Below are 23987 nucleotides of genomic sequence, written 5' to 3' on the forward strand. Positions count from 1 at the left end.
AGGAAGGGTTTTTTGCGCTCAGGCACTGAAACGACTTAGAAAGTTCAAGAGGATTGAACTTTTTAACGATAAGTAGCATTGCAAACCGGACATTTGTAACTACCCAAGTCTTTCAGGACTTCTGGCGTCTTACTAAGTCTGATAGTCTTTTTTTCCTTGTCGTAGCAACCTGTACAGAATGGCCCATCAGTAGTCTTGTCTTCCTTGACAAGGAAATACAACCCATCTTTGGTGACAACTTGAGGCTTATTGTTCTGAGGGTTCTCTAGTTGTTGCTTGAGTTGTGCATTCTCATTTTTGAGCGCTATACTCTCTTCTTTGTAAACTGACAGTTCTTGCTTGACATCTAAAAGAGCCTCTTTTGCGCTCAATAGCTGCTCTCTAAGATCCAGAATCCCTTCCCTGAGTTCAACATTTTGAGATTTTTTAGCTAGCTCAGCAAGCTTCTTAATGCTATCGATGCCCGCCGATAGCCCTCTGATGGTGGTTGCGATATCCGCTGGCATAAGCTCGTTCAACTCTTTTAGTGTTGTTTCAATATCCAAAATAGCACTATAAAGCTGAAACTCTTGCTCTAAGCCGTTTTCGTCATAATTCATGGTTTTTCCGCCTTCACTTGACGCCGACAATTTCGGCGGAACTAACTGCAACCTCGGTTCCGCCAATTTAACTATATCCCAAGCAAAAACTCAAATCATGCAAGCTCTACAAACTTTCAATTTCAACAGCCAGTCAATTAAGCTCCAAAAGAACGATGGTCAAATTTGGTTTTGTGGTGCTGATGTGGCGCGGGCGATCGGGTATCGAAATCCGGCACAGGCAATTGCAGATAATGTCTCCCCTAAATATCGCCAACTACTAGATTTAGAAAAAAGGGGTAGAAAGCCAGTCTTTATATCCGAAGTCGGATTCTATGAATTAATCATAAAATCAAGGTATCCGCTCAATAATCCGGGGTAAATCGCTCAACGATGCACCTCAAATGACGCCAAATCGTTCTTGAGTGGGTAGTCCGCCCCGAATTATTGAGCGGATACAAATCAAGTTTGCTGAGTTTTGAGGTATTCCATCGCTGGATCTACAAACAGGTGTTGCCTTCAACCCCAACAATAGAATTAATGGTCAATTTTTTATTGACGTTGAATGCTAAAGAAATTTCAGATTTATCTGAGCAACAGTTCAAAACGAATGATATTGTCCTGGTTGATTATGGAAATTATCGACACAAAGCAATCGTATTAGATTTTCTACAGAATATTTTGGTTTGTGTCAAATTTTTGGATAGCGACAAAAATGGTTTTGTGGTACCAGGTCAATTGTCAAGAGTTGAGGCAAAGCAATGAAGCTACTACGCGCTGCCACATTGTGTTCCGGTATCGGAGCGCCAGAATATGCTCTTGCCGATCGGTATGACTTTAAATTCTGCGCCGAAATTGAAAAATTCCCAAGCGCCGTACTTGCTCATCACTACCCAGAAACACCCAACCTTGGTGACATCACAAAGATAGACGGTACACTCTGGCACTCGGAAATTGACATAGTAATTGGTGGCCCGCCATGTCAATCTTTCTCGGTAGCAGGCGATCGGCAGTCGCTAGACGATCCGCGAGGAATGCTGACCTTTCAATACTTAGAATTACTCAAGCAAATTGAACCAGCACTAGCAATATATGAAAACGTTCCCGGAATCCTCACCTCAAAAGACAATCCCTGGGGCAAATTTTTGGGCTGCGCTGTCGGCTCAGACGAAATCAACCCACCAGGCGGAAAATGGCGACGTGCAGGTATGGTTGCCGGAAAATATATCTCGGTGGCCTGGAGAACCCTCAATGCTCGAAATTTCGGACTCGCCCAAAATAGGGAGCGAGTCTACGCAATTATCGTCGATTCTGGAAGACTTGGAAGACTGGTTAATGCGCCATCCTGGTTCGACAGCCGACGATTTCTCTCTGTATCTGGAGAGGTATCGTTTGAGTTTGATGGCTGTGTCCGGGTTGCTTCGCCGCAGCAAAGCGCGAGGGAAAAAATTACACCCGACACTGGATCACGCATTGAATTTCCTCCATCGATCTCTGACACCCTTGGGCAAGGACACGGAGGCGGTGGAAACCGAATTGACGGAGTAGGTTACTACATCCCGATCGCGGTTGGCTTCAGCAAAGTTGATGCAGGCGGCGACGCTAGAGAAGAATGTGCCCCTACCTTGCGGGCCGGTAATTTTCACAAATCGCATATCAGCAGCACGGCTAGTGGCGCGTCGATCGCCCGTGGTATTGGTATTAATTGGGAGATTCGCAGGCTAACCCCGATCGAATGCGAACGCTTGCAAGGTTTTCCAGATGATTACACTAATATCCCTTGGAGAAACAAGCCATATTCTCCTAACAGCTTGCGCTACAAGGCTTTAGGCAACTCTATGGCAGTGCCGTGTTTGCGTTACATAAGCGATTGTTTAGATATGGTGTTGCAGCGATATCAAACATTTTTCGACCAACCGGATGCGCTTGATATTTATTTGGTGGGGCTTCAAGTCGAGGCAAAAGAGCGGATGGCGCGCGATCGATTTAAAGCAATCGAAGGGACTCAGTTGTCACTGTTTTAAGTGAGGGTTTTATGATTCCACATCCTGATTGGGGCTGGGGCGAGATTGCTGATATCGCGCCCGATCAAATCTTCCTCCGGTTTTCCGGCGGGTTCGGTGCTTGGTTCGATCGATCAGACTTTGTAGTGAGGATACCGCATAGGATGCCCCGGTCAAAGTCCGAAGCGGTTGTTTTTCGACACATGGGGTACGCGGTGCCGGAGTGGGATTAATTTTCATTGTTAATAAATAGGTGGGCAAAATGAATACTCAGTCAATTCCAAGAATAATAGAAAAAGCCAATCCCGGATTTCAAGAATTTACCGCTGCTAATTTTGCCGAGCCACCGCAAGAAACCGACGAGCAAAAAAATCAGCGTACAACTTTGCTTGAACAAATTAAGTCCGAACAAAATCGTTTAAATATTGACAATGCAATGCTGGAATTTCTAGTGCACCAGCAAACTGGGGCTATCCGGCTGGATAATGTACCGATTTTTAATGTGATGCTGTTTCGGGATTATTTGCGAGGTTTGGAATCCCGGCAAGTGCCAGCGATTGAGCCACCGCCGTATCTCGACTTTGTGGACGGTATTTTATATATGGGAGGAAACAACAAAGGCTTGATAGATAGTTGGGTTTACTTCCTGACTAAATCTCACTCATTCGCCAAATCGGGTAACTGGGATGTTGCAACTGAACAGCGCTTCTCAAAACCCGTAAAGTATCAAGCAATAATTAAAGGAGTGGGCAGCGTTGAGGCTCTCAAATGGATTGAGCAAAATTTCGATCCAAAAAAACATCCACCGTTCCATCCGATCGCCGAATGGAAACGTCCCGACCCGATCGTTACTCCCAAGCACACTGAGCCGATGTGGATCGTAAAAGTGGATATGCAAGAAATTTTTAAGGGTTCCCAAACAGAGGCAAAACAACGCGCTCTTGAATCGGCTCAAAGCCCAAAGACAAAAATTGTTAGTTTAATTTCCCCAGACTTGAAACACGAGGTGTACAAATAATGAGCATCCCGATCAACCCCAACACTAACCAGCCGATCGACAACCATCGCCCCAGTAGAAAGCAAAGGGAACAACACCCTAACGCAAAATTAAGCCAGCAACAGGTATCTGAGATTCGCCGTCTGGCTGCTGAGGGAGTCAATCGCAAGTCCTTGGTAGTGCGCTTCGGAGTCAGCAAAAGTACGATCGGAGCCATCATCAAGGGCAATGCGTGGCGGGGCTAGTTATAAACACTACACAAAATAAAACAAGGTTTAGACTCTACCTTGCAACCTCTAAAATACACCACTACAATAATGCTAGTGGTGTATTTCGTTTTCAGTAGTCAAGCAAAAATGAATAACTTAAGTTCAGACGCTTAAAACAAATGTTTGGGAAATATGAAGATTTTATTATAATAGTATTGATATTAGGCTTAATTGTTTTAGCAGTAATTGTAATTTGTCTAAAATTAGAGAATAGCAAATTAAAAGACACAAAGGCAGTACAAGCAAAACAAATAATTGCTTTGCAATTTACAGTAAATCGTATGTTTCGGGTTGTCGAATCTAATGCTGATTCAGTTTCTTTGCTTAGAAAGCAGATGAACCAAGTGCATCAATGGCTAGGAGAAGTTTTAAGTATTAGTAATTTAATTCGTAACGAAGAAGGACAAAAAGATTCTAGTATTGTTATTGAAGAATTGCGAGAATTGGTAAAATGGGCAAAAGTGAAAGGAAAGCGAGCTGTCAATGAAAATGATTATTACAAAGGAGATTAAATGAAAGCATCAACATTAGCGGATTTTGTAATTGTTTTTGTAGCAACTTCCGCAATCATTATATTATTCAGTTACATATTATTAACTTGGACTACTAAAGAAATCCCTTCGGACATGGTTTCTGTAGGTGTTACCCTTGCTGCTGGTGCAGTTGCCGCTGGTGCTTTAAAAAGTAAGTCTAAACTAAAAGGTTCTGTTAAAGGATCTTTTGTCAATTATTCGTTGATGGGGTTATCTGTCACTCAATTATTTTTAGTTGTCAATTATAATTCTTTAATCTGGGCTGAAAGGCTAATTCCAGAAAAGTTAGCCCCATCTATTCACGGGCTTGTTGTTATTCTCTTAACTATAACGAAATTTAGCGATTCTGGATACGGAGAACCCGATTCCTCGCAACCTAGAGAAAGGATGCAGATTAGTCAAGAACAAGAAATCGATCCGTCAAATCAAAACAGATAAACTTTCCAATCTTTCCCTAGAAATAATGCCTGCTCAGCATGACGGCGACGTGTCAACCCTGGCAATTCTTGCCCGTCCGCCTTGTTCCACCGAAGAAATTGAGCAGCCACAGTCGTAGCGCTGGCGTAAGCGTTGAGCATAGCTAGCAAAGTGGAATTCTCAAATGCACCCGCGCCAATATTAAAAACAAAACTAACAAGCGCTGAAAACTGGTTTTCATTGATTGGAACAGCTACCAGTTGATTGACTGCCGCTTCTGCGTCTTTCAGATCGTCCTTAAGCATTGCTTCCGCTTCGGCTTCAGTAATAATCGCTCCTAGTTCTGCGGTTTTGGTGTGTCCGTACCCAATTGTCGGGATTCCGGCAGGACATAAATAGCCTTCGAGCTGGCAATCCTCAAACTGTTTGATTAGATCTAAGCCATTTTGGTTAATTTGCATGGGACCACGGTTTAACGAGTGATTGTATTTTAGCTAGATGACACAGCAAAGTTGCTAGATTAGCCTGATCGTTCCTTCCGCTCAAAATCCGGGCAGTCGTGGCGGGCATAGGCAAGTCTAAAACTTACCCGTTCTAATTCCTCATGTGTGGGTCTGGGGATGTTAACAGCGCAAATTAAATCACTTGGCATATTTCCAACTCTGCCTGACCAATATTTGCAAGCGTCGCAGGTCGCGCGTGTTGGGTCGCTGTTGCTATCGGTGACGCGCTTGGGTATTTGTAATTTGAGCACCAAAATTCTTAAACTAAAATCCATAAGTTAGCTTTTTATACAATGTTTGATAAATAGTAAGTCAATCACATCCATATCCAAATTTTTGTCGTAGCTCTGCTGTATTTTTCAACACGTACAGGATATCGTCTTGGCTAAGAATATCTTTATATTTTGGAACTATTGCAGGCTCGATCACCCGATCAATCCCTTCGTGCCACGGATGCCCCAACCCCAGTCTAAGCCCTTCTGCTTGGTAGTTGCGAAGCATTTCCCTATCGTAGTCGATATCAATAAAACAGCAGCATTGGGACAGTAACCAGATTTTGTCCTTTAGCAAGTTCTCATACCTCACAATCAAATGCTGATGAGGTTTGGGGCAAAATTGATGGGTAATGAGCGCGGAACTGTTCCATCGTGACACGCAAAATTCTACAGTCCACTCCCCGCCCCATAAAACATCAGAGCCGGGGGCTTTTGTCGCCTCCCGCATAGAAGCCACCACGTCGAGCGGATGCCTAACTATATGGATGAATTTAGCTTCGGGCAAATAATCTAAAATACCTTCAATAAAATAAATGTGTTCGGGGGTTTTTTCCAGCCAAACCTGATTCCCTTCTTCGATCGCTAGTTTGTCGAGAACGCCGATAAACCAGTTGATGCGATCGGTGGTGGATTGGCGACGGTATACTTCTGCTTCGTTGTAAAGGTCAGGGCGACGGATTTCTTTGTGGAAGAATTCGCGCAAACGATTGGGCAACTTGCGAGATAGCCTATCTGTCCACAAGTGGTGAAAAAACTTTGTCTCAGGAAAGCTTGTGATTTTGGGATGTGCTGCTAGCAGACTTTGTAGAATTGTGGTTCCGCTGCGGGGGGCTCCAACTAAAAATATGCGTTTCATATTATATGAGTAAAATTATCAATAATGCACTTACTTTAACAATCTCGTGAATAAGCCACCATCACCCGAAAAGGGTAATCTACAAGTAAAAGACTCAAAGCTTCCCAAGGTGTCGATCGTCATCCCAGTTTACAACCGCGAAAAGTATCTAGGCATCGCCGTCCGCAGCGTGTTAGACCAAACTTTTACAGACCTTGAACTGATAATTGTAGATGACGGATCGACTGATGGTTCGCTGGCGATCGCCCAGCAATTTGCACGGGAGGACGATCGAGTGCGAGTGTTATCAAACCCTATTAACAAGGGGGCGGCTCATGCGCTCACGAGAGGCTTTGAGGCGGCGCGGGGAAAGTATGTTGGGCAGGTTGATTCGGATGACTGGATTGAATGGAAGGCAGTTGAATTGACAGCGGCGATACTGGACAACGATCTAGATTGTGGAATGGTTTACACAAACTATATAGACGTTGACGTTAATGGACGCAAGCTTAGACCAGGCAAACGCTGTTCAATTCCTTATTCTGCTGACAGGCTCCTGGTTGATTTTATGACTTTTCATTTTAGGTTAATTCGTCAATCAGTATATAGGAAAATAGGTGGATTTGACGTTAGATTTAACCAATTAGAAGATTATGATTTATGTTTGCGAATCTCAGAAAAAACAAACATCAAGAAAATCAATGATTATTTATATTTGTATCGAGTCCATCAGGACTCACTGAAGGTAACATTAGATGATTTAACACGAACAAATCTGTGCAGAGAAGTAATAACTCAAGCCTTAAAAAGAAGAGGGATGGACAAAACTCACAAATTGACTGTTTTTCTTAATCCGACATTTTCTATTACTGAGCTAAAAAACACCTGAGCCACTATTATTTGTGCTGCCATAGCCATAACCATACCCGTCTCCTGGTGTTGGGGTAGGCGTTGGGGTTGGCGTTGGGGTTGGGGTTGGGGTTGGCGTTGGAGTTGATATTTCTGAAGGGGTTGGAGTAAAAACGGGCATTGGTTCTCCTTTGCTTTTTTCTTTACACCAATAATTTGCAGAAGCCAGTGCAATCGTAGATTTTCCAGTATTTTCAGGAGTTACCATGTAAATAGGCAATGATTTTATATTGGGTAAAACATTGATTTGAGTTGCAACCTCGTCTAGTTCTAGTTCTACTATTTTAACCGATGCCTTGCTAGTTAGTGGTAACACTCTGGTTTTTTCTGGTTCAGAATAAGACAGAAATTGACTGCCATAAAATTTTTTATTAGTATCAGTAAACCCATAAAGAATATAAAGACTTTCTTGTAGGTAAGAAGTTAAAGGTTTTAAATATTTGCATTCAGGATAACTTGTAAAAGAATTATACACATTGTTACGAGAGTCTGTGGAAGGCAAGACATTTAATCCGCTAAACTGAGAAAAAGATAATAAAAAATCTTTTAAATACAAAATCTCTTTGTTGACTTCTGATTGGTTTAAGGATAGAGCATAAGTATAGCTAGTTCCTGTATAATAATAGGTTTGCAGTTCACAATCCAATGTGTTATTCCAAATAGACGAGAGGTAATCAAAGTAAACATTGTATAAAATATTATTAAAAGGCGGAAGGTAATTTGAAATTATAACTGAATTTTCTTTTAATTTGTTTCCTAGTGAACTGAAATTATTTAATTCGGGAATACCTGATATTTGCGTAAATACTGGGCTTTCGCCGTCATTAGAAAGGCATACAAGACGATTTTGTTGTTGAGACTGATAGGGTTTTGTGGAAACTTGTTTAATCGCTAAAGTTTTACTTCCTTTCTCATTGACTACTAATGGTTCATAGAGAAAACCACTTGAGTGAACGAGCGCATATTCATCAGACCCTCCGTTAGTTGCTTGATAGTTTACGGTATAATTCATAGTCGGAGTAACACAAATTTCGCCATTAAATCCTAAAATACCTGGATCTGCAAATTGATTACCACCAGACGGGGGACTTAAGTAAGAATAAAAAGTGTTAATACTTTCAGTTTTTATTGTTTTGGTTTTGAAATACCAATTCGATGTCGCGTCTACACCAAATAATACTTGAGGGAGTCCTGTGGTTCCATCAGGATAAATCCCAACCAACAATCCATATTTGTCGTAATCTGACACTAAAGGTACATAGCTGCTGTAAGGTTTAACTATATGAGACAAACTTGGATTTTGGTAGTAAGCTTGCCCGTCGTACATTCCGGTATATATTAATCCTATATTAAGAAAGTTAGAATAGTTTCCTGACGCAATATATGTATTTACATACGCAAACCCAATATCACTTCCTAAGCTGTTATACCAACTGTAGATTCTTGGCCAATTACTTCTAACATGACCTGAAGATGCGTCTATAGTATTTATTCCTATACCGCTGCCACCTGAATAAAAGAATCCTCCGCCGCAATAACGCCAGAAGTAAGGAGGACACGAATCCTCAAAAAATTCTGTTTGCTCAATAATACCTTTTTCTATTGTAAAAAGAATTGCTGCGGGAGTTCCTAATGGTACGGCATTATCAGCAACATTAAGCACGTTAAACCATCTATGGATTTTTTTTAGTGGAAATAATCGTCCTATGATTATATATTCGTCTTCTTTTTCGCCTGTATTTACAATAAATGCGTCTGCTAACCTGTAACCTTCAGGAACGGTGTAAACTTTTTTAACAGGCCATGTTCCACCAATCCACAACTCTTTCCATAGTCGTTCAACAGTTAATTCGTCATACCCGACAAAAGGAGATATTTCTGAATTCACATAAAATAAAATCTTTATATTTTCAGTGGTCATTTTGGTTTTCGGTTTTGCTTCGGGTTTTGGCAGTACAATATCCCTGCCTTTTGGCTTAACATCAATAACAGCCTGACCAGTAGGCGCAAAAAACGATCGCACCTTTTGCCCGTTTCTCACATTCCCATTGCTTAAACTTTGCCCTAGCAAACTTTTCCCGTCGCTATTCTCAACATTAAACGCCCCCGCTTCAGCGTTAAACGTTCCAACCTTGTAGCTAGGGTTAGTTTTTAACGAATTAAGAGGGTTAACAGGTGTCCGCTCCCGACGCTTTGCTGCCGCACACTTCAACCGCTCGATCGCATCCCGGAGCGGATCTGCTTTTCCCCGAGTCTCGACCGCCCACTCGTTCGCCTCTTGAATTGACAGCGGTTCATCTGTCTCGATCGCAGGATTGCCGTTAACTTCGCTAATGTCTGGCATGGGTTACGCGGGGATAAAGTCGGCTGTACCTTGAGCTAACAGAGCTTTTTGCCCTACTCCAAGCCTGCCGTTTGAAAGGATTTGCCCTTGTGGGACTTGCACGGACTGGGTGTTGCTAGCAAACACGTAGCACCCTGCCTCTGCGTCAAATTGCTGAAATTTTCCAATTTCAGCAGCGGGAGTTAGGCGATCGGCTGACGACGTGCCTGTTTGTACGAGCGCATTTTGAATTTGGTTGGGTGATTGTGATTGTCCGTACCGTCGCATCGCGGCTCTAACTTTCAAGCGGTGGGGAGTCATAATATTTTAAACTTCTAGAATTAGCCAATTATTTAAATCTGTTTGAACCCAATCTGTAGGCGTAATTTGCAGCCATTTTTTGAGTTGAGCGAATGCCAGTGTCGGCTCTTTGGCGACGACAGTTGTGATTCTTGGTTCTCCGACGATCGCACCCGTAACAGCAACTGCTACCCCATTCTGAGTGAAAGATAATTGAATTTGTTGGACACCATCAACAGTCTGCACCGCCGTTATCCAGTATCGATCGGGTTCAATTCCAGGGATAGTTCCGCCGATCGCACCTACCTCCACCCGATCGCCTACTTGAAAACCAATTCCTTCATCCACAATCCTAACTCCAGTCTCCAGCCAGTTACCTAACGCGCTGCTGACTAAAGAATTGGCTGTGCCACCCATCCACCACAAATCCCCAAGAATTAAATTGGCATCCGGTTCGCAGGAATAATTAATGCCAGTTAGTAGATAGGTCAGCGCGTTGTCGTCTGGCTCGATCACCTGTACTGTCACCACCGGGCGATACAAACTAGACAGCCACCAGTCGCCAATCTCAACGGTCAATTCGTAAGCCTTGCTCTTCCCCTGCCGATAAAAATAGAGGATATCAGCAATCTGCGACAAGATTGATTGACTTGGAACTTTGCCAATACTGACGGTTTCTTTTGGCGGCATCTGCCCAGAACAATCAAAGTCAAAATCCCAATATTTCTTGACCTTTACTTCCTCTTCTTCCCAGTCGTCCGCCGCTTCCCCGTCCTCTCCGGCTGATGAATAAGCTGGCAGATATTCGGTAGCTGGGGCATTGGCAAGTCCTGCGCGGGACAACTCAACTTTGTCGCCGTCTTTCTCAGTCATTAGCGACATCCGCGTCCCGTGATTGACCTGAAAAGTGTTAATATCTCTAGCCGAATAACTGACGGTGCTAGACCCCTCAACATCCCCGGTTCGGGTATAAGTCGGAATACTGGTAATTTCAGTGACGCCCGCTGATGCTTTGTCCTCCCACAACTTCTCATCTAGCGCTTCGAGCTCGGTTGAGTATCGCTCCTGATATGTAGTTTTGGCTGTCGTGCGGTGCATCTCGTTATTTCCCCACCGCATCCACTGTTCTGTCACTTGTTTACTGGGTGCAAGGGTGCCGACGAAGGGCCAATAATTCGTGAGAATTTTCGAGACATACTCCTGAGTCACAGCGGTTTTTGCCGTCTGGACTCCTTTGGAGTCGTAGCTGTAATTTGTGCGCGTTCTACTGCTGAGGATTTGAGTGGTATTTAGCAGCCACTTGTCAGCGGGCCAGGTTTGACCGCCAATCGCGTCAAACCCCAACGGCATGGAAAAATTGACATCCGAATAAGTGCCGAAGAACCCCGCCAACACCTTGCACACTGGCTCTTTTATTTCTTCTTCTTCGTAGTCTAACCGCCCGTTGTTCGCAGGAACTGGGCTGAAATATTGGGTAAAGGTACTGCGGAAACTTTCAACAAATAAACCGCGATCGACCTTAGTATTTGGTACGACAAGCCCCCGGCGTTCCACCCGAATTGTGGTGACAATTTTCTGATTTGCTTGGATTCGCTCGGTTGTTGTGGTTGTTGAAAGCAGTATTTCAAGGCTTGGGTCGCCGTTGAAATTAATGATTGTCTCAGGGCCAAAGTCCTGCGTGATCGATGTTTTTTCTTTACTGCCGTCTGGATTAACTGTCTCGGTTGCGTCTTCGGGTTTGTCAGTGTTTTTCTTGTCGATATTCCCTGTGACAACCAATTCCTTAATGGCATCCAAACTGCTGTCTAGCGGCGCATACTCTACCTCGTCTTTGCCGATAACTACAATCAGGGCTGTGGGGTTATTGGTGATATTGATCGGCGTAATCCTGACAGTATCTTCGTCAGCCCAGATATAGCTTGGCGGATCAGCTTTGAAACACAACTCCCCTGCCTGCTGCACCAACGAACCGGTGAAACTGATCGGGCCCCGGATTCTCCCCCCAACACTGCCGCGAATTGTCGTCACCCCGGCGCGTCCTAAAAGGAATGTGACGATCGACTGAATTTCATAGAATTTTGACTTTTGAAACTCTCGAAAAATTGGGGGCAGTGTCAAATCACCTGTCGGCGCGGGCGTCGGTGCTGGAGAGGGAGACGGCGACGGTGATGAACTGCTTGATGACGAGAACGCCACACCGGGGGAAGAGTAGGAAATTACAATCAGCGCTGTCTCTTCTGTGTACCCATCCTGCGGTTCTTCGACTGTAGACTCGGTTTCTTTGGGGATTTTATTGTCTTCTCGAAAGTCGTCGATCGAACGATTCTTGAGCAGCGACAGCAGGCAACCGACTTGTAATGTCAACCGCCCCTCAAGGCTGTAGAACGATCGGATCAGGTACATTACGCCACGAGGGTGCAACCGATAAATGCCGTCACTGCCCAAGATGTGAATTTCTATCCGTTTACCCCAACACCACCAGCGGTTAATCCTGTCGTTGAGCGATTGCGGATTGGAGTGATGGTTGTCAATCTCGATCGTTCCCGTCGCCAGAATTGTGCCGCTTGTGTCGAGTTCATTTTCATCGCAGACATAGCGAATAAAACCGGGGAATTCTAGTCCGGCGATGATTAATTTATTCGGTCTGGATGCGGCGTTTACTGTCATAAATTGTTAGCAAATATTGACTATATTTAAATACTTAAACCTTGAATAATTGCAGACATTTAAGATAAAATAGTTATAGCGTTAAGGGCGATCGCGCTAACGATTTGCCCTTAACTAAACACTCAACTCTGAAACGGAGAGTTAAATGTCTAAACTAATGATATCGTGGTTTGACCAATTTCCAGAATATAACGGTCAGGAAATTGAAATTCGGGGCAAAGATGGATACGTTTCTGTCCGAGACATCAACAAAGCTATCAACAAGCGCTTTAACAACTGGACTCGAACCAAGTTTGCCAAAGAGGTACTTGAGGAACTTTCTGCCCTGACAGGTCTTCCTGTAGCAAATTCCGACACAGAGCTGGCTGTACAAAGCGGGTACTCAAAAGTGAGTAGTCGCTCAAAAGCTCTGATAGACTACGTTAGAGGCGATGAGAGTTCAGTGTTCGTCCATCCATCGGTAGCGTTTGCTTACTCAATGTCAGACGCTAAGTTTTTTGCTCGGATCAGCCTGTGGTTGTCACAGATGCAAGAAATGGGGACAGTTAACCCTCATGTTAAAAATTGGACTCAAGAAGAGTTCCAGCGGGGCTTGAAGTTTAACCGCGACGATATTAACGAAATGTACAGCAGGTAGAAAATTGCCGCGCCTCGCTTAAGAATGAGTGGGGCGCGGTTTAGGATTTTCTGTGTTCCGTTGCTTAGGCTGCTTAGTTCGTGGAGTGAAAAAATATGTAGTTGACCCATCTTTTGAAACGATTTTTTGAGGACCGACAGGTAAACTACCCGTTTCTTCTATCAACTTTTGTTCTATTTTCATTATTTCTTCGTTCATTTCTTCTTTTGCTTTAAACAAAAACTCGTCTATGAAAAATTTATTAAGTAGGTGGAAAGTGATCCAATTTTCCTTACTGAATGCTTCTGGTGGCGTACCTAATAACTCCTTATGTTCTTGACGCAACACATCAAAAGTATTAAAGAAGCGAGCAATTTTTTCTGCTTGTTTTGTTTTACTTAGTAAGCTTAGGTCATCGTTTGTCATATTAGTTTATGTAGTCATTTTTACTTGACGGATTGCCTTCTAGTACGTCTTGCCTTTTGCTAAAAGCGTCTAAGCATTGTTTAGTGTCAGGATGTTGCCGCCTTTTGGTCAGAGCATTTAAAATTTCTCCACATTCGGAAACAGGTTTTTGAGAAACAATGGTTAAAGTATTCGTAGGTAATTTGGTTGACACTTCCTCTACTAATTTTTGGTATTTAATTTCTAATTCGTTTACCTTTTGCAGAATTTCATTTATTTGCTCTAAAGTAACAGGGTTGCTACTTGTGAACTTGCTCTTGATAATTAATAAAAACTTTTTGATGCTCATTTCAGTTTTACGTTGTAAATTTTTCCAACTCATTCATTATAAAACTCAACTGCACCCAATCGCCTAGCGGCTGTTCCTCGATCGAACTCAAGTCGATCGCCACCAAAAACTTAGCAAAATATTCAATATCCCCAATCATCCCCACAGACTGAAAAACATCGGCTTTTGGACGGGATATGGATGGCTCAATTATACTCAAAAACACATCGCTCAAAGTCAATTTGTAACCGTTAAACGGCGGAGCAAATATTTCAGTATCTGCCAGCTTAGCTACCAATAGAAACTGGTTGCGAGTTGCCCAATCCACCAGCGCCGTCACCGTCCATAAATGCTTAGGTTCATGCGGCGTGCGCTTGACGATGGCGTTACCACTGAACGCATAATCTATTTTTGCGCCGTGCAACACCTTTCTAGAATAGCTGGTAAACTGATTCAGCTTAACCGATTTACCGTCAATGTCTAGCTGCAAATATGGGTAATCTTCGATCGTTGGATAAGGCATTACCGCATCCTTTTTTAGCTTTTTGCCTTTTCATTTCTCAAAATTTTTGAGTAACGGAGTTCTCCTACTATTTTTTAACGTAGATAGACTGTCGATGGCACGTAGAGTATTTTGCAATACTCCGATCAGTTCAATCTTATTTTAGCATGAGAAAACTCTTAGCGCATAGTTTGTCGTCAAGAGTTTTGCTAACATCAAATCATTCAAAATTTCTCAATTATAACCTCATCCCACTCAAACCATTCTCCTCTAATTTTAAGAAGCTTGAAACGATTCAGCAGTTTTTCTTCTGCTTTCTTTGTTCCTTCTCTCGTTGCTAAGACACGGAGAGGAAAATGATGTTCTTTCTGTAATTCTCTCAATCGTGTCTTTATATCGCGCTGCGTATATCCAATCTTCAGGCTCTGGCTTCTGTCGCACCCAATTAAATAAACAATTCCTGTCGGATCTTCCAAACGTAAAGGAAAATTATCACCAACAGCAAAAATATTATCTACAATTTTTTGCTGTAGTTCATATTGCAACCTTTTAAATTCATCCTGTTTCTGCGTAAATCTTTTTACCTGAGACCTATAACAGTCTCTCAACACTTTACGGGTATAGGGCGAGATTATCTCTATGTGTCTAGCCCATTCTAACAAACTTCTTTCATCCAAATTTCCTTCTTTTGTTTTGACGAATCCTTCAATTTCTGGATCGGCTACAACAGAGTGATAAAATTTGTAAGAAAAGTGATGTCTGTACCGAGTGTTGATGTTTAGTCTTGCCGTACTTTTTTCAAAATCAACAAATGAAAATTCATCCCGGATAATGTCAATTTTAAGGTATGCAAATAGATAACCCAAAAAGAAACCATTAACACGCTCTGCTATTCCTGTTGAGGTCTCTGTTGATTTCTCTGTTGATTTCTCTATTAAGTGAATCATAAAGTTCTTTCTTCTTTTTTGTGCTAGACTCCAAATAGTCAACTTTTTTGCTTTCAGGTTGACCGCTGATGGTAATAGGGCAGTTCACGTTGCCCTTTCAGCTTCCAAATATTGTATCACAGTCACACTATAATTAATAAGAAAATTAAGCCTAGGCACTGCGCGGAAGCTTGCCTTCGTTCCTACTATAGTGAAAACTACTTGAAGTTTCTAACAGTATACAATTCATGTGTTTTAATCCTTCTATTAAATGAGTTTTTGTTAATTCCGCAGAATCCTGCATAAACCAATCTGCAAGCACAGTCTCAGGAATTAAAGGAATATTTTTTCTGGCTTTGATTATTTTGACATACGTTGGCATCTCCTGTCTATATTCTGGTATGTCTCCTAGCTTTATTGTTTCAGCTTTCAAACATTCTCGAACCCTGTTTGATATAAATGATTTGGGAAGGTTTAAACGTTCTCCAACGTGCCTACTATATCCACACACTGTCCAAAACATTTCTCGCTTCTCGTTAATAAAAAATTCAGGCTTAAAGCGATAATGAAGTTTATTTTCATAACGTGGCTCTGTGATGTAGCAATCATTTTCCCAAATTAACTTTTCTAAAGCAATAGCTAAATTAAAAGCTGCGTAGTCAAAATCTATTACAATAAGACAATCACCTTCTACCGTTGCATGATGCAAGTGTCGAGCAACTTTTTGAGCAAGTTCTGGTGTTTTGAACTTCGTTTTTTTTAACATGATTTAACTCTGTTCTTGAATATATATATATTTGTCACTACCTCGCTGCTAAATACTAAAAATTATTATTACTTATGGTTTTTTTGTACAAAAAAGCAGCAACCAAAAGTGCTTTGTTAGGTAAAGCGGGATTAAGCAAAGCTTCCACAAACACTTCACTATCTTGTTGATTGAGTTTGAGAATAACTGTTTTAGATTCTTGATTAGGAGTCATATTGTTTGTTGTTTTAGTATTAAATTAGTATTGTTTGTTCAAAATAACTCAACTTTTTATTTATCGCCTCCTAGTAAGGGCAGATAGGATTTCTCCACATTCAGCAACAGGGTTCTGAGAAACTACGGTCAAGTTTCCTGTAGGTAAGTTCTTCAATATTCCTTTTATTTCCTCCATTGATTTATAGATTGAGTCTAACGTAACAGGGTCTTTAATCTCTTTCAGCGCCGCCTCTGCCTTTGCTACATTTGACGCCAACTCTGCCAAGGTGGGGGGTAGGTTTAGCGAAACCGTCCGCCCGGTCACTTGGTTTTTGAGCACACCTGATTTTAGATCGGCTCGAATCTGAGCCGCAAAATCTCTAGCCGATGCCGCCGCATCTAACCCTTGTCGTGCCGCTTCAGCAGGGTCGATGTTGACCGTCTCTGCGTTCTGACGAGCAAGCGCCGCCGACAGTGCCGATCGCGCCTGTTCAATTTTTGCTTTGGCCGCTTCGCGTTGAGCCGTTGTATCCATCGGTTGAGATTGGGCGACCGGAGCACTGATGTCGGCAAGTGTCTGGGATAACCAATCAGCAGGTTTTTGAGCCTCTGCAACGGTTCCAGTCAGGTACACATTTTGAGCAGTCACTTGCATATTAGCCAACTGCTGTGCGGTGTCTGGTGTTTTACCTGTTAGCAAAGGGTCGGTTTTAAGTGCGTCCGGTGCGATCGGCGCTAAGTCAGGCGGGATTGACGCAGCAAAGAAATTTTCGGCAGTTTCTTGAAATGGGTTTTTGGCGTTTTCAAACCACGGGCTCTCAGCCTGATCCATCCAAGTGATGCCACCACTTGTATTAATAGGCTCTGGTTTTTCTAGCTCTTTTTTCTTTTCAAGAGCTTTGTTGTTTGCGTCATAAGCTTGCTTCATTTTTTCAAGCTGGTTTGTCTGGCGTAGTTTCTCCCGAGCTGACAATTGCTCGGTGTTTAATTTTTGCTGCTCAAGATTTGCTATTTGTCTTTCGGCGGTTCGCATTTGACCAAGCTGACCCAGAGCTTCCTGCCGCAGTTTGTAAACTGACTCCAGCGCCGATATCTGCTGGGGTGAACTGTTGTCGGCTTTGGCTTTTGCTATGTTAGCCTCAGCTTCAAATGCAGCAATCTTAGCTTGAATTTCTTGTCTGTCAAGTTCAATCTGCTTCTGCTTCTGGCTAATCTCAAACGACTGCCACTGCACTTGATGTGACCTGTCAATCGCCGCTAACTGTTGTTGGTAAAGCTGAGTTTTCAAGCTTTCTTGCTGAGCGGTGTTGCCTGTAATCTCAGCCTGAGACATCAAAAATTCAAGCCGCTGCTGCTCTAAACCGTTGGTTGCTTCGGCTAATCCTGATCGCGCCGACAACTGCCGTGACTCTAAGTCTAACAACTGGTTTGACAGTTCCAGTTTGCCCTGGCGGTTTTCTAATCCCGACTTTTGAGCCTGCAACCTTTCCTCGATCGCCTGCTTCTGTTTCTCAATGGCTTCTTTCTGGCGTTCCAGTTCGCGAGTCTGCACCAAATTTTCCATTGTCGTCTGGCGTTCGATCGCCAGCTTCTGATCTTCAGTTGACTGCACCTGCTTGCTGACCGCGGCCTGTGCGGTAATTTGACCGAGCGCTTGCTGCCTAAAACCGACAGTTGCCCGCAAGGATTCCATTTCGGCTGCCGATGTAGTTTTAGTGATTTGGGCTTTTGCCAGATTTGCTTGGGCTTCTGTGACTGCGATTTGTGCTGAGAGTTTTTGGCGCTCAAGTTCGATCGCTGCTTGTTGACGGGATAATCCAATACCGACAATTTGGGCTTGCTGTTGGGCAACTAACGCGGCTTTCTGTTGTTGGTATATCTGTTCCTTAATTTGCTCCTTAGCCGATTCGTTCCCGGTAAGTTCGGCACGTTGTAGGGCAAAGTCTAGCTGCTGTTTTTGCAATGCTGCCTGTGACTGTTGTAGGTCGGTGACGCCCTTCTGCTTGTCAATCTCACCGCCGACGTTTTGCCCCTTAAATTCGAGACTCTGGGATTGCCCCTCCATTGCCGTGCGTGATCGGATCAAACCATCCTCGATCGCCTTAGTCCGCTTCTCGATCGCCAACTTTTGCGTCTCTAGTTGGCGCTGCTGTTCCAACCCTTCTCTGGCAATTTGCTGTTCTAGGGTGAGATGCTGGCTGGTTAGCTGGTTGATTTTGTTCTGATTGGCTTCTTCGGTTGAGATGTAGTCAACCGACTTTTGGCGCAGAGCGATGACTGCTTGCAAGCTGCTAATCTCGGCGGCGGATGCGTTTTTGGCTTGGGCTGATTCCAGGTTTGCTTGGGCTTCTAGGAGCGCTATTTCGCCCTGAATGCGTTTGCGTTCAAGTTCGATCGCCGCTTGCTGATTGGATAACTGAAGGCTGGTTTTCTGAGCTTGGTGCTGGGCAATTAACGACGCCTGCTGCTGTTGGTATATTTGCTGCTTAAGCTGTTCTTTGGTAGACTCCTGACCCGTTAGTTCTGCCGTTTGTAAACTGAATTCTAGGCGTTGTTTTTGCAAGTTGGATTGAGACTGGGAAATGTCGGCTAGCAACTTTTGCTTGTTGATTTCGGCACCGATGTCTTGTCCTTTAAATTCCAGTCCTTGCGATCGCGCTTCTGACAGGGCCCGCGCCCGGTTCAACCCTTCCTCAATAGCTTTGGTCTTTTTCTCGATCGCCTCTCGCTCCAAATCAATCTGGCGTTGCTGTTCCAGCCCTTCCTTAGCCGTCTGCTGTTGAATGGCTAGCTGCTCGCTGGACAGACTGTTGAGTTTACCTTGGTTAGCTTGTTCCGTGGCAACCTGTGCGACAATTTGCTGTTTGAGCGAGACTGACTGCTGTAGCGCCGCAATTTCGGCGGCTGATGCACCTTGAGCTTGGGCAATCTGTAGCGCTGATTGTGCCTCAAGAACTGCGAGTTCTGATTGAATGCGTTTGCGCTCAAGCTCAATCGATTGCTGCTGTTGACTCAGCACCAATTCTTGCCGCTTAGCCTCTTGCTGTTGAGTAAGCGAGGCTAACTGCTGCTGGTAAATCTGGTTCTTTATTTGCTCTTGCTGCGACTGATTGTTGTTGAGCTCAGCCAACTGTAAGGCAAACCCTAAGCGCTGTTTGTCTAGTTCCGATCGGGCGTCGCCAACTCCCGATTGAGCCGTCGTCAGTTTTCCTTGCTGGTCGCTTGCGAACGACTTGGCGTCTAGTTTTGCCAGTTCCTGTTCGGGTCTGAGTTTAGCAAATTTTGCTTGTTCTTCGATCGCTTTAACTCTAGCGGCAACCCGTTCTTCCGATCTTTTAACTTCAGCCTCGGCAAGTTGACCTTGAGTTTTCGCGATCGCAATTGCGGATTCACCCAACCCTTTCCGAGCTTCCTCTTCGGAAATTAGCCCGCGCTGGCGTAGTTGATTTATGTTTTGCTGTTTCTGGACTTCTCGGTTGAGCGATGCCTGCAAGTCTGCCGTCTCGATCGCCCCAATCTTTGCGGCAGCCTCTTCTGCCGAGTAGACTTTAGCCGCCTGAGCTTTTTTAATAGCTGTTATTTGGGTTTGGCTGGACAGTTCTTGAGCAGTTGTCAGCGAGTCCTCGCGGTCTTTGATTGACTTGAGTTGCGCCGCTGCTTGTTCTTCGGTTTTCTTAAGTCCAGCTTCAGCAATTTGCCCTTGGATTTTGGCAACTTCACCGACAGACTCACGCATACCTTTCCGGGCTTCTTCCTCTGAAATTACTCCCCACTGCCGAAGTTGATTCAGCTTTTGCTGCTTCTCGGTTTCGTGGGCGATCGATGCTTGCAAGTCGGCAGACTCAATCGCGGCAATTTTAGCTGCTGCTTCTTCTGCTGAATACGTGCGGGCGGCTTGCGCTTTCTTAATTGCAGTTATTTGATTTTGACTGGACAACTGCTGCTTAGCTGTTACAGCGTCCTCTCGTTCTTTGACATTTCCTAAGATATCATCGTTAAGATTTTTTCGCGCCTGCTGCTCAAGCTTAGCCGCGTCAATCCTAGTTTTTACTTGGTCTAGTTCTATTCGCTTAATTTCTTCAGCAATTTTAGCTGTATCTTCGGGTTTTGCCCCAACGCTTGCAGCTTTTAAGTCTTTGAGTTGACTTGCGTTTGTTCGAGTGCGTTCGGTCACTCCAACTTTTTCAAGCCCTAACTTTAATTCGTCTCCTCGTTCTTGGTCGATACCACCTCGTCCTTTCCCTTTTGCTACCCTTTCTTCGATCGAAGCTAATGATTTTTGAGTAGCCATTTCGGATGCGTAAGCCACCTCTTTATACTTTTTAGTTAACTCATCTAGAGTTAAAATATGTATTTTGGTTGTAGCCGTTTCAGATTCTAATGCGACTATTTTACCGCGCAGAATCCGAATCTGTTGCTCCGTTAATTTGATATTTGTTTGCAAAAACACTTTCTGTTCGTCATTGACAGGTTTTTGAGCTTTTAATGCCTCTAACGTTTTATTTAAAGTATCTACTTGGCGAGTAGCTTCAACCTTGAAATCAGCTATACCTTGCGCCCCTAGTCTTTGCTTGTCGGCAGCGTCTAAGGTTTCTATTCCATATTTTTGCATAACGCCAACACCTAGCTCTAGCTGAGTATTGACAGCTTTAGAAACTTCTTCAGTGGCAAACATTGCCCGTTGTGCTGCTAATTGAGAGCCTGTTATGACCGAAAAATCTTTGCCATAAATGTCAGCAGAAGAGCCGCCAGTTACTGTAGATAATGCTTGTTGAGTAGCTTCAATCGGCCCTTTCTTTTGCACGCTTTCCCAGAACTGTTGAAAAGCATTTCCAGAATCATTCGCTTTTGCCTGTAGCCCGGTCAACTCTGTCGTTAATTTGTTGATGTTATCTGCGGTTTCTTTAATCCCATTAGCTTCTTTGACTCCCACCGAAAACGAATTCCACGCTTGCGATACAGCCCAAGCAGCGGCAGTAAGAAGCGCAAACCTAACCGCCAGCGTTGCCATTGTACCAATAAACCCTAGGGTTGCCGCTGATGCTCGGCCTACGGCGATTGCATAAATATTCTTAGCTTGAGCGGCTATTAATGAAATAGTTGTACTAAGTGACTGTTGAGTGTTTGCTGTAGCCTGTTGCCTAGTGAACAATCCTAAAACAAATGTTTTTGCTGCAATAGATCCACTAACTATTTTATTGATTCCAATTTGAGTTAATGTAACAGCGTTTTGCGCTAAATCTACATAGGTTTGCGCTTTAGTGAGAGCAATTGCTGTATTTATAATTGTATTCTTAATCCCAGTAGCTGCTGCACTGGCTAACTGAGAGATTGAGAACAATCTAATATTTGTTGTACCAATAATCAAATGTTTGGCATAATCACCTAAGATAGCAATAGACGCTTTGGTGGTATTAAAAAACTCTCTACTGTTAGCCGCACCAAATGCTTGACTTGCATTTAAAATTGCTTGCTTAGCTTCTGTGGCACTTATTTGACCTGTTAGTACACCTAACGCAAAAGAATAAGCTTGTGTAACCTTAGTGGTAATTTCCGTCCATTGTACAGCAATTGCTTGCTTAACTTGCAATGCGGTTAGCTTTCCTGTAAAAATATCAGCAGCAACACCAGCAGCAATTTGAGCTGCCGCCCATAACTTAGTCCAAGTTACTAAAAGCTTTGTACCTTGAAATACTACTAAAGCTAGTGGCCCCACAACGCTGAGAGATAAAGCGGTTAACTGAAGAGCTGGAGGAAGCTTTAAAAATCCTTCTGTTAATGCAGCTACTGGTTGCAAAAACGAACTCAATATAGGGCTTAGAAATTGACCGACAGTAATTGAAACTGCACGAGCACCGTCAGTTAATCTGTCCAAAGTTCCAGCCAAAGAAGTCATTTGACTGTCGCTAACTTTCTGGCTAACTCCACCTGCGTTGTTAATTGACTGCTTTAAACTATTAATTGCGGATGAAGACTGATTGAACAAAGCTAACATTTCGTTAGCGCTTTGAGATCCAAATACTTGAGAAATTAAAGGAGCAACTTGACTTTGTTTCCCTGCGTTATTAAACTCTGCTATTCGACCCTGAAAACTTTGAATAATAGACTCAATATTATTTACATTGCCACTAGCATCAACTATATCTGATTTAGAAAGTCCAAGAGCGCTAAGAGCGGATACGCCATTTGATTTGGTATTTTTATTGTAATCTCCTGCTATTCCTTGCAAAGATGTTATCGCGGCTTCAAGAGTACCGCTTGCATTGGCTCCACTAATTCCGGCAGCACCCAGAGATCCAATTAAAAGCGCAGTTTCCTTGAAATTTAAACCCGCAGATTTGGCTATTCCACTAGCACTAACTATACTTGTTGCTAATTGATTTGTAGCTACACCTGTTTGTGTGCTAATTGCTGTTAATACGTCGGCCGCTTCGGGAATCGTTAACCCAGTAAAAGCGCTTGTCAGATCTAGCGTGGTTTTACCAAGTGCCATCATGTCTTCATTTGTGGCACTAGCCGCATAACCCAAACTTTTTAAAGCGGCTGGCAATTCTTCTACATCTACCCCAGCGCGTTTCAATGCAGAAGCACTATTTGCAACTTGGTCTATATTTTGCTTGGTACTTGTGCCAATACTAAATATTGCTCTATTTACGTTGTCTATTTGTGTGGCAGTTGCGCCGCTAGTTTCGCTTAACGCTCGCAAGTTATCAGTAAGGATTTGATACTGTACTGCTTCTTCTACCCCTTGCTGATTTTGAAACATATCGACAACAGTAGGGCCTGGAGATAATTGCCCTGGCAACAGAAAACTCCCACCACCAATTAAACTTGCTGCGCTTGCTGCAAGCCCCGTGGTGAGCGTATTTACTTGCATTGTTAATGCAGTAACTTCAGTACCTAATAAATTTAAATAAGCAATAAATCCTTGAGCGGCTCTCCCAAATTTAATGGGAGTTATCATAGTATTTAATGTTTGACCCAGAAGTGATGCTTTAGGAACTAATTCTTTAAGTATTCCACCTAAAACGACTAAATCTGTGTATCTAACTGGATTGGCTAATGCAGTTGCAAAAAGACTTTGATAAGTCATCATCAACGCATTAACTGTCATTATGTTTGGAATCAAGCCAGTAACAAACACTTGATTAACAAGTGCAGACTGATTAAGCAAAAATGCCATTGCTTGCGGCGCAGCAGCTAATCCACCTGTTAAGATTGTGGAAAAAGCTAGTTTCCCCGAAAATCCAAGATTAGTAAAACCTGTAATAGCAGAAGAAATTACAGAATTAATTGTTCCAGCCTGTCGTAGGAATACGACTGTTTGAAGTATTCCTTGGTTAATTGGACTAAGGAAAGGTAATGGAAAATAATTTGCAGCAAAAAAGTTGGCAACACCAGCTATCTTTGTTGAAAGTTGTGTCATGCCAAAAACTGACTGTGCTATTTGGCTAGCAAAAATAGACGCAGGGACAGCTAGATTGACAAATTGCTTTGCTGCGATCGCAACTTGGGCAACTCTTGAACTTGCTGTGCCGCCTGCTAGTCCCACACCTTGAAGTGCTCGCGTAGCTACTCCGACTTGTTGCTGAAATCCGCCTAAACCCAAACTGACTGGAATACTGACGCCACCGTACATA

At 43.3% G+C, this 23987-nt stretch carries 22 protein-coding genes; 9 read left to right on the plus strand and 13 right to left on the minus strand.

Annotated elements, in window-relative coordinates:
• Positions 1 to 62 precede the first annotated feature (62 nt).
• Positions 63 to 599 carry a hypothetical protein gene (locus QUB25_RS13725; RefSeq protein ID WP_333183754.1) on the minus strand — a complete coding sequence of 179 codons (537 nt, stop codon included), beginning with the start codon at positions 597 to 599 and terminating at the stop codon, positions 63 to 65.
• A gap of 97 nt (positions 600 to 696) precedes the next feature.
• Here QUB25_RS13725 and QUB25_RS13730 point away from each other — a divergent pair, with 97 nt between their 5' ends.
• The 7 genes from QUB25_RS13730 to QUB25_RS13760 all read left to right on the plus strand — a co-directional run bounded on the left by QUB25_RS13730 (position 697) and on the right by QUB25_RS13760 (position 4818).
• On the plus strand, positions 697 to 960 hold the full coding sequence (locus tag QUB25_RS13730) for a BRO family protein (protein WP_333183755.1): 264 nt from the start codon (positions 697 to 699) through the stop codon (positions 958 to 960).
• Between the two features lie 65 nt (positions 961 to 1025).
• Positions 1026 to 1343, plus strand: a complete 318-nt coding sequence (locus QUB25_RS13735; protein WP_333183756.1) for a hypothetical protein — start codon at positions 1026 to 1028, stop codon at positions 1341 to 1343.
• The gene (locus tag QUB25_RS13740; RefSeq protein WP_333183757.1) at positions 1340 to 2602 is read left to right on the plus strand and encodes a DNA cytosine methyltransferase; all 1263 of its coding nucleotides are present in this window, start codon (positions 1340 to 1342) and stop codon (positions 2600 to 2602) included. The genes QUB25_RS13735 and QUB25_RS13740 overlap by 4 nt, the downstream gene beginning before the upstream one ends.
• Positions 2603 to 2843: 241 nt before the next feature.
• Complete coding sequence (locus QUB25_RS13745; RefSeq protein WP_333183758.1) at positions 2844 to 3599, plus strand: hypothetical protein; 756 nt, start codon at positions 2844 to 2846, stop codon at positions 3597 to 3599.
• A complete protein-coding gene (locus tag QUB25_RS13750; RefSeq protein WP_333183759.1) occupies positions 3599 to 3823 on the plus strand; it encodes a hypothetical protein in 225 nt (74 codons plus the stop codon). The genes QUB25_RS13745 and QUB25_RS13750 overlap by 1 nt, the downstream gene beginning before the upstream one ends.
• A gap of 143 nt (positions 3824 to 3966) precedes the next feature.
• Positions 3967 to 4359 carry a hypothetical protein gene (locus QUB25_RS13755; protein WP_333183760.1) on the plus strand — a complete coding sequence of 131 codons (393 nt, stop codon included), beginning with the start codon at positions 3967 to 3969 and terminating at the stop codon, positions 4357 to 4359.
• Complete coding sequence (locus QUB25_RS13760) at positions 4360 to 4818, plus strand: hypothetical protein (RefSeq protein ID WP_333183761.1); 459 nt, start codon at positions 4360 to 4362, stop codon at positions 4816 to 4818.
• Here the strand turns inward: QUB25_RS13760 and QUB25_RS13765 are convergent.
• Complete coding sequence (locus QUB25_RS13765) at positions 4806 to 5258, minus strand: lysozyme (protein WP_333183762.1); 453 nt, start codon at positions 5256 to 5258, stop codon at positions 4806 to 4808. The genes QUB25_RS13760 and QUB25_RS13765 overlap by 13 nt on opposite strands.
• A 354-nt stretch (positions 5259 to 5612) precedes the next feature.
• Positions 5613 to 6431: a sulfotransferase gene (locus QUB25_RS13770; RefSeq protein WP_333183763.1), complete on the minus strand. Its 819-nt coding sequence runs from the start codon at positions 6429 to 6431 to the stop codon at positions 5613 to 5615.
• A gap of 109 nt (positions 6432 to 6540) precedes the next feature.
• On the opposite strand from QUB25_RS13770, the gene QUB25_RS13775 reads away from it, so the two are divergent.
• Complete coding sequence (locus tag QUB25_RS13775; RefSeq protein ID WP_333183802.1) at positions 6541 to 7299, plus strand: glycosyltransferase; 759 nt, start codon at positions 6541 to 6543, stop codon at positions 7297 to 7299.
• Here QUB25_RS13775 and QUB25_RS13780 read toward each other — a convergent pair.
• The 3 genes from QUB25_RS13780 to QUB25_RS13790 are packed head-to-tail and all read right to left on the minus strand — an operon-like array spanning position 7285 to position 12609.
• Positions 7285 to 9663 (minus strand): hypothetical protein, encoded by a 2379-nt coding sequence (locus QUB25_RS13780; RefSeq protein WP_333183764.1) that lies wholly within the window; start codon positions 9661 to 9663, stop codon positions 7285 to 7287. The two genes, QUB25_RS13775 and QUB25_RS13780, sit on opposite strands and share 15 nt — an antisense overlap.
• A 3-nt stretch (positions 9664 to 9666) precedes the next feature.
• Complete coding sequence (locus QUB25_RS13785; protein ID WP_333183765.1) at positions 9667 to 9963, minus strand: hypothetical protein; 297 nt, start codon at positions 9961 to 9963, stop codon at positions 9667 to 9669.
• Positions 9964 to 9969: 6 nt separating this feature from the next.
• Complete coding sequence (locus tag QUB25_RS13790; protein WP_333183766.1) at positions 9970 to 12609, minus strand: hypothetical protein; 2640 nt, start codon at positions 12607 to 12609, stop codon at positions 9970 to 9972.
• Positions 12610 to 12754: 145 nt separating this feature from the next.
• Here QUB25_RS13790 and QUB25_RS13795 point away from each other — a divergent pair, with 145 nt between their 5' ends.
• Positions 12755 to 13246, plus strand: coding sequence for a KilA-N domain-containing protein (locus tag QUB25_RS13795; protein WP_333183767.1), 492 nt, complete (start codon positions 12755 to 12757; stop codon positions 13244 to 13246).
• An 18-nt stretch (positions 13247 to 13264) separates the two neighbouring features.
• On the opposite strand, the gene QUB25_RS13800 is transcribed toward QUB25_RS13795, so the two are convergent.
• From QUB25_RS13800 to QUB25_RS13830, 7 genes are all read right to left on the minus strand, one after another.
• Positions 13265 to 13651, minus strand: coding sequence for a hypothetical protein (locus tag QUB25_RS13800; protein ID WP_333183768.1), 387 nt, complete (start codon positions 13649 to 13651; stop codon positions 13265 to 13267).
• 1 nt (position 13652) lies between these two features.
• Positions 13653 to 14012: a hypothetical protein gene (locus tag QUB25_RS13805; protein WP_333183769.1), complete on the minus strand. Its 360-nt coding sequence runs from the start codon at positions 14010 to 14012 to the stop codon at positions 13653 to 13655.
• On the minus strand, positions 13987 to 14481 hold the full coding sequence (locus QUB25_RS13810) for a hypothetical protein (protein ID WP_333183770.1): 495 nt from the start codon (positions 14479 to 14481) through the stop codon (positions 13987 to 13989). The genes QUB25_RS13805 and QUB25_RS13810 overlap by 26 nt, the downstream gene beginning before the upstream one ends.
• Positions 14482 to 14684: 203 nt before the next feature.
• Positions 14685 to 15407: a GIY-YIG nuclease family protein gene (locus QUB25_RS13815; RefSeq protein ID WP_333183771.1), complete on the minus strand. Its 723-nt coding sequence runs from the start codon at positions 15405 to 15407 to the stop codon at positions 14685 to 14687.
• 151 nt (positions 15408 to 15558) lie between these two features.
• Positions 15559 to 16152, minus strand: coding sequence for a hypothetical protein (locus QUB25_RS13820; RefSeq protein ID WP_333183772.1), 594 nt, complete (start codon positions 16150 to 16152; stop codon positions 15559 to 15561).
• Positions 16153 to 16207: 55 nt separating this feature from the next.
• Positions 16208 to 16366, minus strand: a complete 159-nt coding sequence (locus QUB25_RS13825) for a type II toxin -antitoxin system TacA 1-like antitoxin (RefSeq protein ID WP_333183773.1) — start codon at positions 16364 to 16366, stop codon at positions 16208 to 16210.
• Positions 16367 to 16426: 60 nt separating this feature from the next.
• Entirely contained in the window at positions 16427 to 23986 is a 7560-nt protein-coding gene (locus tag QUB25_RS13830; RefSeq protein WP_333183774.1) for a hypothetical protein, read from the minus strand.
• Position 23987 lies beyond the last annotated feature (1 nt).

Origin of the sequence: Microcoleus sp. B3-D7 (assembly GCF_036705305.1) — a bacterium.
Classification (GTDB): Bacteria; Cyanobacteriota; Cyanobacteriia; order Cyanobacteriales; family Microcoleaceae; genus Microcoleus.